The sequence below is a fragment of the Hydrogenophaga crassostreae genome, from assembly GCF_001761385.1.
GTDB lineage: Bacteria > Pseudomonadota > Gammaproteobacteria > Burkholderiales > Burkholderiaceae_C > Hydrogenophaga > Hydrogenophaga crassostreae.
The window spans coordinates 1935373-1950458 of the sequence record NZ_CP017476.1; the positions used below are offsets into that span (position 1 = coordinate 1935373).

The 15086-nt window shown below is 63.4% G+C and carries 15 protein-coding genes; 10 read left to right on the forward strand and 5 right to left on the reverse strand.

Annotation, left to right across the window (positions count from 1 at the left end; genetic code table 11):
* Window positions 1-68: 68 nt before the first annotated feature.
* Together LPB072_RS08975 and LPB072_RS08980 are read left to right on the forward strand one after the other, a co-directional pair.
* On the forward strand, window positions 69-764 hold the full coding sequence (locus LPB072_RS08975) for a response regulator transcription factor (protein WP_066094400.1): 696 nt from the start codon (window positions 69-71) through the stop codon (window positions 762-764).
* Window positions 761-2212: a sensor histidine kinase gene (locus LPB072_RS08980; protein ID WP_066094403.1), complete on the forward strand. Its 1452-nt coding sequence runs from the start codon at window positions 761-763 to the stop codon at window positions 2210-2212. The genes LPB072_RS08975 and LPB072_RS08980 overlap by 4 nt, the downstream gene beginning before the upstream one ends.
* Here LPB072_RS08980 and LPB072_RS08985 read toward each other — a convergent pair.
* Together LPB072_RS08985 and LPB072_RS08990 are read right to left on the reverse strand one after the other, a co-directional pair.
* Window positions 2193-3167 (reverse strand): tripartite tricarboxylate transporter substrate binding protein, encoded by a 975-nt coding sequence (locus tag LPB072_RS08985; RefSeq protein ID WP_066094406.1) that lies wholly within the window; start codon window positions 3165-3167, stop codon window positions 2193-2195. The two genes, LPB072_RS08980 and LPB072_RS08985, sit on opposite strands and share 20 nt — an antisense overlap.
* A gap of 2 nt (window positions 3168-3169) precedes the next feature.
* Window positions 3170-3625 carry an RNA-binding S4 domain-containing protein gene (locus LPB072_RS08990; RefSeq protein WP_066094409.1) on the reverse strand — a complete coding sequence of 152 codons (456 nt, stop codon included), beginning with the start codon at window positions 3623-3625 and terminating at the stop codon, window positions 3170-3172.
* A 95-nt stretch (window positions 3626-3720) separates the two neighbouring features.
* Between LPB072_RS08990 and LPB072_RS08995 the strand changes: the two genes are divergently transcribed.
* The 7 genes from LPB072_RS08995 (at window position 3721) to LPB072_RS09025 (ending at window position 11302) form a co-directional block, all read left to right on the forward strand.
* Window positions 3721-5211: a sigma-54 interaction domain-containing protein gene (locus tag LPB072_RS08995; protein ID WP_066094845.1), complete on the forward strand. Its 1491-nt coding sequence runs from the start codon at window positions 3721-3723 to the stop codon at window positions 5209-5211.
* Window positions 5212-5365: 154 nt separating this feature from the next.
* Window positions 5366-6565: a substrate-binding domain-containing protein gene (locus LPB072_RS09000; protein WP_066094412.1), complete on the forward strand. Its 1200-nt coding sequence runs from the start codon at window positions 5366-5368 to the stop codon at window positions 6563-6565.
* Between the two features lie 165 nt (window positions 6566-6730).
* Window positions 6731-7492: an ABC transporter ATP-binding protein gene (locus tag LPB072_RS09005; RefSeq protein WP_066094848.1), complete on the forward strand. Its 762-nt coding sequence runs from the start codon at window positions 6731-6733 to the stop codon at window positions 7490-7492.
* Window positions 7489-8226 carry an ABC transporter ATP-binding protein gene (locus LPB072_RS09010; RefSeq protein ID WP_066094415.1) on the forward strand — a complete coding sequence of 246 codons (738 nt, stop codon included), beginning with the start codon at window positions 7489-7491 and terminating at the stop codon, window positions 8224-8226. Before LPB072_RS09005 ends, LPB072_RS09010 begins: the two co-directional genes overlap by 4 nt.
* 85 nt (window positions 8227-8311) lie before the next feature.
* On the forward strand, window positions 8312-9298 hold the full coding sequence (locus LPB072_RS09015; RefSeq protein ID WP_066094417.1) for a branched-chain amino acid ABC transporter permease: 987 nt from the start codon (window positions 8312-8314) through the stop codon (window positions 9296-9298).
* A gap of 13 nt (window positions 9299-9311) precedes the next feature.
* Window positions 9312-10424, forward strand: a complete 1113-nt coding sequence (locus LPB072_RS09020) for a branched-chain amino acid ABC transporter permease (protein ID WP_066094422.1) — start codon at window positions 9312-9314, stop codon at window positions 10422-10424.
* Entirely contained in the window at window positions 10421-11302 is an 882-nt protein-coding gene (locus LPB072_RS09025; protein WP_096349111.1) for an alpha/beta fold hydrolase, read from the forward strand. The genes LPB072_RS09020 and LPB072_RS09025 overlap by 4 nt, the downstream gene beginning before the upstream one ends.
* Before the next feature lie 13 nt (window positions 11303-11315).
* Here LPB072_RS09025 and LPB072_RS09030 read toward each other — a convergent pair whose 3' ends face one another.
* Window positions 11316-12587, reverse strand: coding sequence for a nitronate monooxygenase (locus tag LPB072_RS09030; RefSeq protein ID WP_066094425.1), 1272 nt, complete (start codon window positions 12585-12587; stop codon window positions 11316-11318).
* 243 nt (window positions 12588-12830) lie between these two features.
* Between LPB072_RS09030 and LPB072_RS09035 the strand changes: the two genes are divergently transcribed.
* A complete protein-coding gene (locus LPB072_RS09035; RefSeq protein ID WP_066094428.1) occupies window positions 12831-13277 on the forward strand; it encodes an OsmC family protein in 447 nt (148 codons plus the stop codon).
* A 241-nt stretch (window positions 13278-13518) separates the two neighbouring features.
* Here the strand turns inward: LPB072_RS09035 and crcB are convergent, their stop codons facing one another.
* Window positions 13519-13902, reverse strand: a complete 384-nt coding sequence (gene crcB, locus LPB072_RS09040) for a fluoride efflux transporter CrcB (protein ID WP_066094431.1) — start codon at window positions 13900-13902, stop codon at window positions 13519-13521.
* A gap of 28 nt (window positions 13903-13930) precedes the next feature.
* Window positions 13931-14941, reverse strand: coding sequence for a recombination-associated protein RdgC (locus LPB072_RS09045; RefSeq protein WP_066094434.1), 1011 nt, complete (start codon window positions 14939-14941; stop codon window positions 13931-13933).
* Window positions 14942-15086: the final 145 nt, after the last annotated feature.

A 15086-nucleotide genomic window follows, 5' to 3' on the forward strand; every position in this document is an offset into this window, starting at 1 on the left:
CGACAGCCAAACTGTCAACCACCTGTCCTTACTTTGGGGTTTTCCCTAGCTACCTGGCACGCTGACCGATGAAGTTGCTGTTGATCGAAGACGATCCATCCTTGCAGGCCACACTGGTGCGCACCCTGGGCCGGCGAGGCTGGGAGGTGGCGACCTGTGCGGACGGCGCCTTGGCGCTGCAGCAATGGGAGGCGGTACAACCCGACGTGGTGGCGCTGGATTTGACATTGCCCCACGTGGATGGCCTGCAACTGCTGACCACCGCCCGCCAGCGCGGCTGGTCCACACCCGTGTTGATCTTGACAGCACGGGGGACCGTGGGCGACCGCGTGATCGGGCTCAACACAGGGGCCGACGACTACCTGGCCAAACCCTTTGATCTGGACGAGCTGGAAGCGCGCCTGAAGGCCTTGAGCCGCAGGCGGTTGCCGGTTGGTGCGGCGCTGGCCAGTGACAGCTCGCTTTCCCATGTCTCCGCATTGGGTTCGCTGCGGCTCGATGCTGAAAGCGGTGCCGCCTACCAGGGCGATCAGGTTCTGGATTTGCCGCCACGCGAATTGGCGCTGTTGCAGGCGCTGCTTTCCAGGCCAGGCCGGGCCATTGCCAAGGAAAAGCTGTTTGACTGGGTGTTTCCCGGTGCACTGGATGTGCAGTACGAAGCGATCGAAGTGGTGGCCTATCGGCTGCGCAAACGGTTGACGGGGACCGGCGTGAAACTGGTGACCTTGCGCGGGCTTGGCTACCTGCTCAAGGCCGACGAATGAGTGAGGTGCAGGGGCGCCCGATGTCGTTGCGGCGCACGCTGCTGCTGGGCATTTTGCTGCCGGTCTTGGGCCTCGTGGCATTGAACACCTTGAGCCTTTACCGGGAGGCGCTGGACACCGCCACCACCGCGTACGATCGCACGCTCCTGGCCTCCGCCAAAACCATCAGCGAGCAGCTCGATGTGAGCGGATTCGACGAACAAGCGGTGTTCACCGCCCGCGTGCCTTATGCGGCGCTGGAAGCTTTTGAGGCCGACAACCAGAGTCGGCTGTTCTACAAGGTCTCGACCCTGGATGGCGAACTGGTGTCGGGCTACGAAGACCTCCCCCAGTGGACCGGCAAAGTGCCATTGCGACCGGCCTACGCGGCGCTGGTGGATTTTTACGACGACCGCTACCGAGACAGCCCGGTGCGGGTGGCGGCGCTGGTGCAACCGGTGGCGAGTGCGCGCGGGCGCGGTATCGCGGTGGTGCAGGTGGCTGAAACGCTGGAGCTGCGCGAGGCCCTGGCGCGCGACATGTTGATCGGGACCCTGTGGCGCCAGGGCCTGTTGCTGTTGGTGATCGCCTTGGTGGTGGTCTGGGTCGTGCAGCGGGCGACCAAGCCTGTGCGTACCTTGTCGGAGCAATTGCAGCGCCGTGTTGAAAACGACTTCACGCCGTTGCCATCTGAAGGTTTGCCGCGCGAGCTCTGGCCGCTGGTCAAAGCCACCAACCAGCTCATGGGTCGACTGACCCAATTGCTGGATCACCAACGCCGCTTCGTGCGCGACACCTCGCATCAGTTGCGCACGCCGCTGGCCGTGCTCAAGGCGCAGGTGCAGTCGGCCAAACGCGGTGATCAGCCGCCCGATACCGCTTTTGGTGAGATCGAGCAAACGGTGGACCGGGCTACCCACATGGCCAACCAGATGCTGGCTCTGGCCAAAGTGGAGCAGCTGCGCGAGCAGGCACTGGCCCTGCCCAGCCGGCTGGATGAAAGCGTGCGCAATGTGGCGCTGGATCTTGCGCCGCTGGTGGCCGACAAAGACATTGATTTTGATCTCAAGACCCAGCCGGTGACGGTACAGGCGCACGGGTGGATGCTCAACGAACTGTTTCGCAACCTGCTGCACAACGCTGTAAAACACACCCAGGCGCACGGCCAGTTGCGGGTAGAAGTGGCGCCCTCGCCAGGCGAGCAGGCTTTGCTGCGGGTGCGCAACGAGGGGGCCAGCCTGTCACCCAGCCAGATAGAGCGTTTGTTTCAGCCTTTTGCCGCCACGGGGGGGCAGCAGGGTGCCGGGTTGGGACTGGCGATTTGCCACAGCATTGTGGAGGCGCTGGATGGGCGCATTGAGCTCGTCAATGTGCCAGCCCACAGGGGCCAACCTGCGGGGGTGGAGGCGAGGGTGTGGCTGCCGTTGCGACAGGGGTCGGTGGACCCCGTCAGGTCAGACCGGCCTTGAGCAACACGTCGCGCAGGCTTTCAAACTCCTGCGCCACAAAAGCCTCGAACGGCGCGCCCACCAGAGGGTCGGCCAGCCACTGATGGCGCTGCAGCGAACGCTGCCAATCGGCCGATTGCATCGCGGTTTGTATCGTCTCGGTGAGTGCCGTGAATTCCAGGGGTGTCAGACCCGCAGGCGCACACACCCCGCGCCAATTTCCGATTACCACGTCCACGCCCAGTTCGCGCAGCGTGGGCGCATCGGTGCCCGGCAAGCGTTGGCCGGCGGTCACCGCCACGGCTCGCATGCGCTGGCCCGCGATATGGGGCAAAAACTCGCTGAATCCACTGCCGCCCACCGAGATATAGCCCGCCATCACCGCCGCCGCCGCCTCGCCTCCGCCGCGAAAAGGCACATAGTTGATGCGGCCATGGGGCACGCCTGTGGCTTTGGCGATCATGTGCACGGCAATGTGCTCTGTGGAACCGCGCGAGCCACCGCCCCATTTGATGCTGCCGGGGTCGTTGCGGAACTGGCGCAACACCTCGGCCATGTCTTTGTAAGGTGAATTGGGGGGCAATACAAACACATTGAATTCGTTGGTCAAGCGCGCCAGCGGTCGCACCTGGTCCAGGCTCACCGGCGGGTTGCCGGTGATGATGCCGCCCAGCATCACCGAGCCCATGACCATCAGCGCGTGGGGATTGTGGCGGTAACCCTTGGCGAATTGGGCCAGGCCCATCGTGCCTGCAGCGCCACCCCGGTTTTCGTAGCTCACCTCGGCCGCCGCGCCGCTGCCCACCAACGCCTGGCCGATGGCGCGTCCGGTGAGGTCCCAGCCGCCACCGGCGTTGGCCGGAATCAGAATGCGGTACTGGAGTTGTGGCGCAGCGTTGTCTGCGGCCTTCGCTGGCAGGCCCAGGGCGTTCAGCGAAGCGGCTGCTGCGAGTTGCAGGAATTGTTTGCGATCCATGGTCAGTCGCCGTCCAGCGAGGCACTCCAGCGGTCGCCCCAATCGCTGCCTGTCGTTGGCTCACCCCGCAGCGCCTGCATATCGCGGCGGTCCCGTTTGGTCGGGCGACCCTGTTGCAAGGCCAGGGCCGGCTCTGGGGCCAGTCGGCGCGATTCGGTCGATGCCAGTCGCTGGCGGATGGACTCGGGGGTTTCTTCGTACAGCAGTGCGGCTGCCGGTGCCGGGCCGCGCACGCCAGACAGACCGCGCACCACCACGGTACGCACCATGGGTCCGTTGCGAATCTCGATGGTGTCGCCCAGCTTGACCTCTTTGGAGGGCTTGGTGGACTGGCCATTGACCAGTATCCGCCCCTTGTCGATGGCTTCGCTGCTCAGGCCACGTGTCTTGTAGAAGCGCGCCGCCCAGAGCCATTTGTCCATGCGGACTTTGGTGGACGGTTGGTTGGGCGCGGTCATTGGTGGGGCGGTTTGATGAAATGAAAGGTGCGGGCGCCTCAATTGTGCATGGCTGGGAAGGGTGTGCACAGACCCGCGCGCTGTACCATGCCGACATGATCCGAGATGACCGCCTGCCACGCGATGCACAAAGCATTCTCGAACTCGCCGCGAGGTCGATGTTCGATCTGTTCGCCAACGCCAGCGAAGGCATGTTGCTGGTCGATCGCAATGCGCGCGTGGTCTGGATCAACGACCTGTACCGCCGCTACCTCCCGGCGCTCGGCTTCGACCGCGAGGAAGATTTTGTCGGCCACCCGGTCTCCAACGTGGTCCAGAACACGCAGATGCACCAGGTGCTCGCCACCGGCAAGCCCATCCTCATCGATCTGTTGACCAACAAGGCGGGCACTTTCGTGGTCAGCCGCATCCCGTTGCGCGATGACGCGGGCGAAGTCATCGGGGTGCTGGGCATTGTGCTGTTCGATCACCCGGAGACCACGCTGCAGCCGCTGATTGCCAAGTTTGCCCGGCTGGAGCAAGACCTCAACGATGCGCGCCGCGAGCTCGCCAGCCAGCGCCGCAGCAAATACACCTTCGCCAGTTTTGTCGGCACCTCGGCCGGCGCGCTGGAGGTCAAGCGCCAGGCGCGCCGTGCGGCGCAATCGACCAGTCCGGTGCTGCTGCTGGGCGAGACCGGCACCGGCAAGGAGTTGCTGGCCCATGCCATTCACGCGGCGTCCCCACGCGCCGGGCAGCCGTTTGTGAGTGTGAACATGGCAGCGGTGCCCGAGGCGCTGCTCGAGGCGGAGTTTTTTGGTGTGGCGCCGGGGGCTTATACCGGGGCCGACAAAAAGGGGCGCGACGGTAAATTCAAGCTCGCCGATGGCGGCACCCTGTTTCTGGACGAACTGGGCGACATGCCGCCCTCGGTGCAGGTCAAGTTGTTGCGCGCCTTGCAGGAGGGTGAGATCGAGCCGCTGGGGTCGAACAAGCTGGTGCAGTTCGACGTGCGGGTGGTCGCAGCGACGTCGCGCGATTTGCAGCAAATGGTGCGCGATGGCGGGTTTCGGGAAGACCTGTTTTACCGGCTCAATGTCTTGCCGATCCGGGTGCCGCCGCTGCGCGAGCGCCAGGCCGATATCGCCTTGCTGACCGAAACGCTGTGCGAAGACATCGCCATGCGCGGCGGCGGGCACCACATGGAGCTCAGCCTGGAGGCCCAGGCGCTGTTGGCTGCGCAGCCCTGGCGCGGCAACATCCGGGAGTTGCGCAATGTGCTGGAGCAATTGGCCTTGCGCAGCGATTCGCCGCAGATCGAAGCGTCGGAGTTGCGCGCCGTGCTGGAGGCGGGCGGGCAGGCGCCGTTGCCCGCGCTGGCGGTTCGGCCTGGTGCCGGCTTTGCCAGTCCTTCAGTGGCGCCGGCGGCCATTCGCCCGCTGGCCGAGCGGGTGGCCGAGCTGGAGCACAGCGCCATTGCCGAAGCGCTGGTGCACACGGCGGGCAACCGCACCGCGGCCGCCCGCCTGCTCGGCATTTCCCGCGCCAGTCTTTATGACCGGCTGGAAACCATGGGCGAATTGTCTGAAAAACAGACCATCGTCTGATATTCAGGCGGTACAAAACGTCTGAATATCAGGCGATTGATAGGCCGATTTCCGAAAACGCTTTTGGAATCAAGGCCTCTGCGGGCTGGCACGAAGCCTGCATGGTCTGACCCGCGGCGCATGGCGCTGTGACCATTCCAACAGGAGACAAGACATGACACTCACCACCCGCCGCTTTGCGGTGATCGCGCTCGCCTGCTCGGCATCCCTCGCTTCCTCCGTCGCCCTGGCCCAGTCCGGCGGCGAAATCCGCATTGCCCATGTGCACAGCCTGACCGGCCCGCTGGAGGCCTACGGCAAGCAAACGACCACCGGTTTCCAGATGGGTCTGGAATACGCCACCGGCGGCACGATGATGGTCGCCGGCAAAAAGCTGGTGGTGATTGAGAAAGATGACCAGGGCAAGCCCGATCTGGGCCGCAGCTTGCTGGCCACGGCCTACGCCGACGACAAGGCCGACATTGCTGTGGGCCCAACGTCTTCCGGCGTGGCGCTGGCCATGCTGCCGGTCGCAGAGGAATACAAAAAGATTCTGGTGGTCGAGCCCGCGGTGGCCGATTCGATCACGGGCGAGAAGTGGAACAAGTACATCTTCCGCACCGGCCGCAACAGCTCGCAGGACGCGATCTCTAACGCGGTGGCGCTGGACAAGGCTGGCGTGAGCATCGCCACGCTGGCGCAAGATTACGCTTTCGGTCGCGATGGCGTCTCGGCCTTCAAGTCCGCACTCAAGACCGCCAAGCTGGTTCACGAGGAATACCTGCCCACCGGCACCACCGACTTCACCGCCGGCGCCCAGCGTCTGATCGACAAGCTCAAGGACCAGCCAGGCCGCAAGGTGATCTTCATCATCTGGGCTGGCGCGGGCAATCCGTTCAAGATCGCCGATCTGGACCTGAAGCGCTACGGCATCGAGATCGCCACCGGCGGTAACATCCTGCCGGCCATGGCCGCCTACAAGAGCTTCCCCGGCATGGAAGGCGCGGCGTATTACTACTTCGGCATCCCGAAGAACCCGGTGAACGACGCCATGGTGGCGGCCCATTACAAAGAGTTCAAGAGCCCGCCCGACTTCTTCACGGCCGGCGGCTTCTCGGCCGCGATGGCGGTGGTCACGGCGCTGAAGAAAACCAACGGTGACACCAGCACCAACAAGCTGATCAAGACCATGGAGGGCATGAGCTTCGAGACCCCCAAGGGCACGATGACCTTCCGCAAGGAAGACCACCAGGCCATGCAGAGCATGTACCACTTCAAGATCAAGGTGGACCCGGCCTTCGCCTGGGGTGTGCCGGAGCTGGTGCGCGAGATCAAGCCGTCCGAGATGAACGTGCCGATCAACAACAAGCGCTGAAACTGACCCACCCCCGCGCCGCGCCTGCGGCGCGTCACCCCCTCAAGGGGGCAACACCTGCGGTCCGGCGAAGCCGGTTCCGCGGTGTTCTCGGTTGTCGTCGCGCTGCGACGACTGCTCGCGCACTTGCGCTGCGCCGTTGGTGGTGTGGCGCTCGGAGACTTCATGCTTGAAACTTCAGATCTCACGGTCCGCTTTGGCGGGCATGTGGCGGTGAATGCTGTGTCATGTGCTTTTCAGCCGGGCACGCTGACGGCCATCGTCGGCCCCAACGGGGCGGGCAAGACCACCTACTTCAACCTCATTTCGGGCCAGATCAAGGCATCGGCGGGACGGGTGAAGCTCAACGGGGTGGATATGTCTTCGCTGGGCGCGCCGGCGCGGGCGCAGGCCGGCCTGGGCCGGGCTTTTCAGCTGACCAACCTGTTTCCCAATTTGACGGTGCGCGAAAACGTGCGCCTGGCGGTGCAGGCGAGAGCGGGCGCGGGGCTCAACCTGTGGCGCATCTGGAGCGACCGGCGCGACCTGGTGGTGCGGGCCGATGAGGTGCTGGAAGCCGTGGCCTTGGCCGACAAGGGCGACCAGCTCGCGTCCAGCCTGCCGCATGGCGATCAGCGCAAGCTGGAGGTCGGCATTCTGATGGCGCTGGAGCCGCAGGTGTTCATGTTTGACGAGCCCACGGCGGGCATGAGCGTGGACGAAGCGCCGGTGATCCTGAACCTGATCCGCAACCTCAAGGCGGACAAGACCAAAACCATTCTGCTGGTGGAGCACAAGATGGACGTGGTGCGCGAACTGTCGGACCGCATCATCGTGCTGCACAACGGCGAACTCGTGGCCGACGGCGAGCCCGCTGCGGTGATTGCCTCGCCGGTGGTACAGCAAGCCTACCTGGGCATCAACCCGGAAGAAGAGGTGGACGCATGACGGCCCCGTTGCTCACGCTGGAAGGGGTGCATACCCACATCGGCGCGTATCACATCCTGCACGGCGTGAACCTCACCGTACCCAAGAGCGAGCTCACCATGTTGCTCGGCCGCAATGGCGCCGGAAAGAGCACGACGCTGCGCACCATCATGGGCTTGTGGCATGCGAGCCAGGGCAGGGTGGTGCTCGACGGACAGGACATCACGCAGCGCCCCACGCCCGATATTGCCCACAGCGGTGTGGCCTACGTGCCCGAGAGCATGGGCATTTTTTCCGACCTGTCGGTGAAAGAAAACATGCTGCTGGCCGCCCGCGGCGCGCGCACGCTGGACGACATCGACACGGCGCGGCTGGAGTGGATTTTCGGCCTGTTTCCGGCCATCAAGAAATTCTGGAACCACCCTGCAGGCAAGCTCAGCGGTGGGCAAAAACAGATGCTGGCAGTGTCCCGCGCCATTGTTGAACCTCGCCAATTGCTGCTGATCGACGAGCCCAGCAAAGGGCTGGCACCCGCCATCATTCAAAACATGATTGAAGCCTTTCGCCAGCTCAAGGCGGCACAGACCACGATCTTGCTGGTGGAGCAGAACTTCAACTTCGCCAAACAGCTGGGCGACTCGGTGGCCGTGATGGACGACGGGCGCGTGGTGCACAGCGGCAGCATGGCCGAACTGGCGGCGGACGAATCGCTGCAATCGAAATTGTTGGGCCTTTCACTTGGAGCGCATCAATGACTCCCCACGCTCATAACTTCGTGAATTCGCTGCCCCTCCGGGAGGGGCTGGCCTCCCTTGGGGCGGCCCGGCGGGAGGACCATCTATGACCAACCTTAAAGAACTCGACTGGAAGCCCATGGCCTTGGTGCCGGTGCTGGCGCTGATCGCCTTGCCGCTCACCGGCAGCGCCTCGACCTGGCTCACGCTCACCGTAGCGGGCCTGGCCATGGGCATGATCATCTTCATCATCGCCTCGGGCCTGACGCTGGTGTTTGGCTTGATGGATGTGCTGAACTTTGGCCATGGCGTGTTCATCGCGCTGGGTGCCTTCGTGGCCACAACGGTACTGGCCAGCATGGGCAGCTACACGACGGCCGACAGCCTGTGGCTGAACCTGATGGCGCTGTTCCCCGCAATGCTGGCCGCGATGGCGGTGGCGGGTGCGGTGGGGCTGGTGTTCGAGCGGGTGATCATTCGTCCGGTCTACGGCATGCATCTGAAGCAGATCCTGATCACCATGGGCGGCATGATCATCGGCGAAGAGCTGATCAAGGTGATCTGGGGCCCGCAGCAGATTCCGCTGCCGCTGCCCGAAGCACTGCGCGGCTCGCTGATCTTTGGCGATGCAGCGGTGGAGAAGTACCGCATCCTGGCGGTGCTGGTGGGCACAGCGGTGTTCGCCGCCATGGTCTGGACACTGAACAGCACCAAGGTTGGCCTGTTGATTCGCGCCGGCGTGCAAGACCGGGAAATGGTCGAGTCGCTGGGTTACCGCATCAGGCGCCTGTTTGTGGGCGTGTTCGTGGTGGGCAGCGGGCTGGCGGGTCTGGGCGGCGTGATGTGGGGCTTGTACCAGCAAAGCGTGATCCCGCAGATGGGCGCGCAGGTCAACGTGTTGATCTTCATTGTCATCATCATCGGCGGCCTGGGCTCCACGCTGGGCGCGCTGATCGGCGCCTTGCTGGTGGGGCTGATGGCGAACTACACCGGCTTCCTGGTGCCCAAGGTGGCGATGTTCTCCAACATCGCGCTGATGGTGGCGATCCTGCTCTGGCGCCCGCAGGGCGTCTATCCAGTCACGTCTCGATGAACAGGAGCGCACCATGATCCGACGACTCCTTTCCAACGACCTGCCGCGCAGCCGATGGCTTGCCGCCTTGCTGGTGGTTCTTTTTCTGGGCCTGGCTTTCGCGCCGTTCCTGTTCCCGGGCGTCAAGGCGCTCAACGTGGCGGCCAAGGTGCTGATTTTTGTCGCGCTGGTGGCGAGCTTCGACTTGTTGCTGGGCTACACCGGCATCGTGAGCTTTGCGCACACCATGTTCTTCGGCATCGGTGCCTATGGCGTGGCGATTGCCATGTCGTCGGTCGAAGAGCCTACCTGGGGCGCGCTGGCGCTGGGCGTGGGCGCGGCCTTGCTGGTGTCTTTGCTGCTGTCGTTGGTGATCGGCCTCTTTTCGCTGAGGGTCAAGGCGATCTTTTTTGCCATGATCACGCTCGCCGTGGCCTCCGCTTTTCTCACACTGGCCTCTCAGCTCTCGGCGTTCACCGGCGGTGAGGATGGTTTGAGCTTCTCGGTGCCCGAGTTGCTGTCGCCTTCCTTTGAACTCGCCGAAGACCCCATCGAAACGCCCTTGGGCGAGGTCTACCTGGACGGCAAACTGATCAGCTACTACCTGCTGTTCGGCGCGGTGACGGCGATTTTCCTGACCATTCTTCGCATCGTGAACTCGCCGTTCGGCCGTGTGCTGCTGGCGATTCGCGAGAACGACTTCCGGGCTGAGGCGCTCGGTTACCGCACCGTCATTTACCGAACGCTGTCCAACGTGCTTTCGGCGCTGTTCGCCACGCTGGCGGGCTGCCTGCTCGCGCTCTGGATCCGCTACAACGGGCCGGATACCTCGCTGTCCTTCGAGATCATGATCGACGTGTTGCTCATCGTGGTGATCGGCGGCATGGGCACGGTGTACGGCGCTTTGATCGGCAGTGTGTTGTTCGTGCTGGCGCAGAGTTACCTGCAAGACCTGCTGCGCGCTGCGGGCAACGCCACCGAGGGCATTCCGCTGTTGTCGGCGTTGCTCACGCCCGACCGCTGGCTGCTCTGGCTGGGCGTGTTGTTTGTGCTCTCGGTGTATTACTTTCCCGCCGGGATCGTGGGCAAGCTGCGCGAGCGCGCGGTCTTGGCACGATTGAAAAGACTGAAAGGGGCTGCGCCATGAACACGCCATTGAACAAGTTGTCGAGCACGCCTGTGTCACGCTATCTGCAGTGCGCAGGCCGCGAGATCCATTTCATGGACTGGGCGCCGGCGCCCGGTGTGCCCGAGGCGCCCACGGTGATCGCCTGGCACGGCCTGGCGCGCACCGGGCGCGACATGGACGCGCTCGCCGCCCACCTCAGCGCGCTGGGCCACCGCGTGATTTGCCCCGACACAATCGGGCGCGGCTTGTCGCAATGGAGCCCTGAGCCTGAAACCGAATACTGCCTGGCCTTTTACGCCCGCATCGCGGTCGACCTGGTGACCCAGCTCCAGCTGGCGCAGTTTCACTGGGTAGGCACTTCCATGGGGGGCGCCATCGGCATGGTTTGCGCCGCAGGGCCACTCAAGGGCCGCATTCAGCGCCTGGTGCTCAACGACATCGGCCCCCAGTTGGCCGCGCCAGCGATCGAGCGCATCCGTTCCTATGCGGGCAACCCGGCGTCGTTCGCCACGGTGGGGGAACTCGAACAGTACTTCCGCACGGTTTACAAGCCCTATGGCCATCTGACCGACGCGCAATGGACGCTGCTCACCGAAAGCTCCACGCGCCGCCTGCCCAACGGTTGGGTCACGCCTCACTACGACCCCGCCATGGTGATGCAGTTCACCCAGCATCCCGATGACTACGCGCTGTGGGATGACTACGACCGCATCGACGTGCCCGTGCTCTGTCTGCGCGGGGCAGACTCAGACTTGTTGTTGGTGGAAACGGCCGAGGCCATGCGCGACCGCGGGCCGCGCGCGCTGGTGGTCACCATGGAAGGTTGCGGCCATGCGCCAGCCCTCAACGTATCTGAGCAACTGTCGCTGGTGCAGCGGTTTCTGGGCGGCGCCTGAGCGCGGGCCCATTTCAGGCCGTCTCGGGTTCTGGCTCAGGCTCTGGCAGGGCCACCGTGTCGTCGGTGGAGAACTGGTAGTCCTTGAACACGTGTTCGGCCGTGAGCAGCTGGTAAGTGCCGTCGGGGTAGCGGCGCGAGGTGTCTTTGAGGCGCCATCCATTCTGGCCGACGGTCCAGACATCGAAGTTGCGCATGTGGGTGCACAGACAGGTTTTGTCTTTCACCGAAATCCGCTTCTCGCCGGGGTGCAGCGCCAGCTCCCGGTTGTAGGAGGTCACATAGGCGCACTTGCCGTTCGCGTCCAGCAGGTAGCCGTAAGCTTCGCAATTGGGGCGAATGCCGTCGCCAATACCGGGGCTGGCCTTGATCATGCGCATCGGGTACCCCGTGGGCGAGATCTCGTTGACTTCGAGGTCGTCTTCGTTGGCCTTGAAGTATTCCTGCTTGATGTCGTCGGGCAGGCCACACTCTTTCGTCACGGTGAAGCGCGTGGCCACCTGAACGCCTGAGGCGCCGAGCTCCATGAAGCGCACGGCGTCGGAACCGGTGAAAATACCGCCGGCAGCGATCACCGGAATGTCCAGCCCCTCGGCCTTCATCCAGGCCACGATTTCGCTCACGATGGTCGCCAGGTCGTATTCGGCCCAGTCCATGCCGAAGCCCAGGTGGCCCCCGGCCAACGGGCCTTCGACCACCACGTAGTCGGGGTTGCGGTCCAGACGGCTGTTTTTCTTCAGGAAGAGCTGCAGGGCCCGGACCGACGAGACGATGATGCCGATCTTGGCCTCGCGAAAACGAGGGTGGTCGGCAATCAGAGTCATCGAGCCCAGATGCAGGCCGGCGGCCAGCGTGATGCCGTCAATGCCCGCATCAAGAGCGGAAGACATGCGCACCTTCAGGGTCTCCTTGGGCGCGTTCATGGTCAGCTTTTCCATGCAGTTGATGAAGATCAGGCCGTTGCCCGTCTTGCGCGCCATGGTCTTTTCCACGTGCATGCGCGTGGCTTCGGCCAGATGCTCCAGATCAAACTTCACCGCCGACTTGTCTTCGGACGCCACGTTGTACTGGTATTGCTTCTGCTTGGCCTTGACGAACTTCGTCTTGTAGCGGCGGTCGGTCACGGTTTTCACCATGGCATCGCTGATGTGGCCCACGCCACCCAGCCGCGCCGCGACCAAGGCCAGGTCGGTCGATGAAATGTCCACGCCCATGCCGCCGATCATGATCGGCACCAGTTCATGGGCGCCCATGCGCATGCGGTAGTCGTCCAGTTGTCTCTTCATGTGTCTTGAGTTTCCAATAACGTCATGCCAAGCTTAACCGCTGAGGGGGCAGGGATGACCCCCATAGACGCGTGGGTACCGTGGTTTTGTACCTGCGTCGGCTCTTCAGCTGTAGACGGCTATTTTCAGGCAAGTCTGTGACAGTATCGCTGGCCGCTTGCAGAGTCCTTGCGACAGGTCAACCCATGACGCGCTGGTGAGCGATAGGCTATGGGTATTCCCGCTATTTCAGGAGCCCGTCCCATGAGCGAAAACGCCAGCGTCACCATCACCCGCCAGTCGGGTTACCAGTTTCTGGTCGATTTTGGGCACGATCTGGTGCCGCTCTTGGCCGATGAGCCCGCGCCGTTGGGCGAAGGCACCGGCCCGGCGCCGGACCACATGCTGCTCGCCGCCGTCGCCAACTGCCTGAGCGCCAGCCTGTTGTTTGCCTTGCAGAAATTCAAACAAGACCCCGGCACTCTGGTGGCCACGGCCACGCCTGTCATGGGGCGGAACGCCGACAAGCGCCTGCGCATCGAGGCCATCAACGTGAAACTGGCACTGGGGCAGCCGGCTGCTGCTCTGGAGCACCTGGACCGGGTGCTGGATCAGTTCGAGGCGTTTTGCACCGTGTCGATGAGTGTGCGCGAGGGCATCGCGATCAACGTGCAGGTGCAGGATGGGGCAGGGGTGGTGATCAAGGGGTGATCGGCTGTTTCCATTTCATATGGATCAACAAAGCGATGTCGCTCAGCGGAACTTCCACCCAGCGATCATTTCAGTGTTGTAGGCCGTAAAAAACCGTTCCCACAAATCTGGCGCTCCGAACCTGACATGGCGTTGGGCAAGAATGTAGGCCAACTGTGCGGTTGCTCCGAACGCCATCATGGCTAGGAGGAGAATCCATTTGGTCGAGTCGCTGACCATTTTGGAGAGCCTCAGCTTGAATTCAGGCTGAAGCCGTCCACACCTTCACCGTCTGCATCCCCAGCCCGGTCAGCAGCAGCGAGCCGAACACATGCAGGCTGGCCGTGCCTGCCGCCAGCAACCACCGTCCATGCTGCAGCATGCTGACCACTTCCACAGAGAAGGTGGAGAAGGTGGTCAAAGCGCCCAGGAAGCCGGTGACGATGGCGAGGCGCCAGGCGGGGTCGATCTGGGTCTGGTTCTGGAAATAGACCACCGCCGCGCCGATGATGTAGGCGCCGACCCAGTTGGCGATCAGCGTGCCCCAGGGGAGCAGGGCGTGACCGTGGTTGAACCACAGGGCCAGCCGCCAGCGCGCCAGGGCACCTATCGAGGCGCCGAGACAGATGGCGATGGCTGCGGGCATGTTGGCTGGGCCTTATAGCGTCAAGCCATCAAAAGGGCGCTTCGCCTTCGCCTACGGCGGTGACGGATTCACCGTGGGGGCGGCCGGTGCTGCCGGATTCGCCGTTTGAGGGGCCGACAGTCCCAATCGGCATTTCGCCGAATGCAATCTCGCCGCCGAGTGCCTCGATCAGTTCGGGGATGAGCTTTTGCAGTTCGCCGGTGCTCAGCGCCACGTCGGTGTCGAAGCCGCTTTCGTCGTCCACAGCGCGGTCGTCGAACACGCCTTCCAGGAAGGCGATCTTTTTCAGTTGCATGGACTCGGTGAGCATGAAGCCGATGCGGCCTTCCCAGCTCATGGCCAGCTTGGTGGGCAGCTTGCCCTCGGTGATGTGTTTGCGCACCTCGTCGGTGGCGAGGTTGTGGCGGGTGAATTTGACGACACTTTTTTCTTCGTCACCCGATTTCAGCTCGCATTCGCGCTCCACATTGAAGCCCTTGGGCCATTCGTCTGGCGATTCTGCCGACAACCAGTTGGTCATGGACGTTTGCGGCGTCACGGCGGTCTGCAGCAGGGTGATGCTCAGGTCGTTGAAGGCGGCGACCAGCGAGGTCACGATTTCGTCGACCTTGCTCTGGCTGCTGGCGTCGGTGATGAGCAGGTTGTTGGCCTGGTCAATCCATACCCACACGCTGCCGCGGCGCGGGAAGGCCATGGGCAGCAAGGCCATCAGCGCGTCTTCGCGCAGTTCCTTGGTTTCTTTTTTGCCAGGTTTGCGGCCAGTGGTGGATTCGATGTGGTCGGCTTCTTCCTGCGCTTTTTCGCGCACGATGTCACCTGGCACGGCCTTGGTTTCCATCACGAATTTCAGGATGCGCTGACCTGCCACCGACTCGACCAAGGGGCCGTGGGCTTCGCCGCGGGGCTCGACCCAGCCCACCGATTTGTCTTGAGAGGCCCCGCAGGGCACAAAACGTTGCGCGTCGAGCGCGGCTTCCATGGCCTCCAGCGTCGGGGCCCAGCCGGGCGCGATGCGGTAGACGGTCACATTCTTGAACACAGATTTCCTTTGATGGCTTGCCAGGGCACTTTCCAATGAAGTGCAATCGGTCGATCTTAGAGGATCAGAAGGGGTGTTTGCTCACATGGTCTGCTATCGCGGCCATGAGGTGGCGTGTGGTCACCTGTGCGGCCTTCAATGCTTG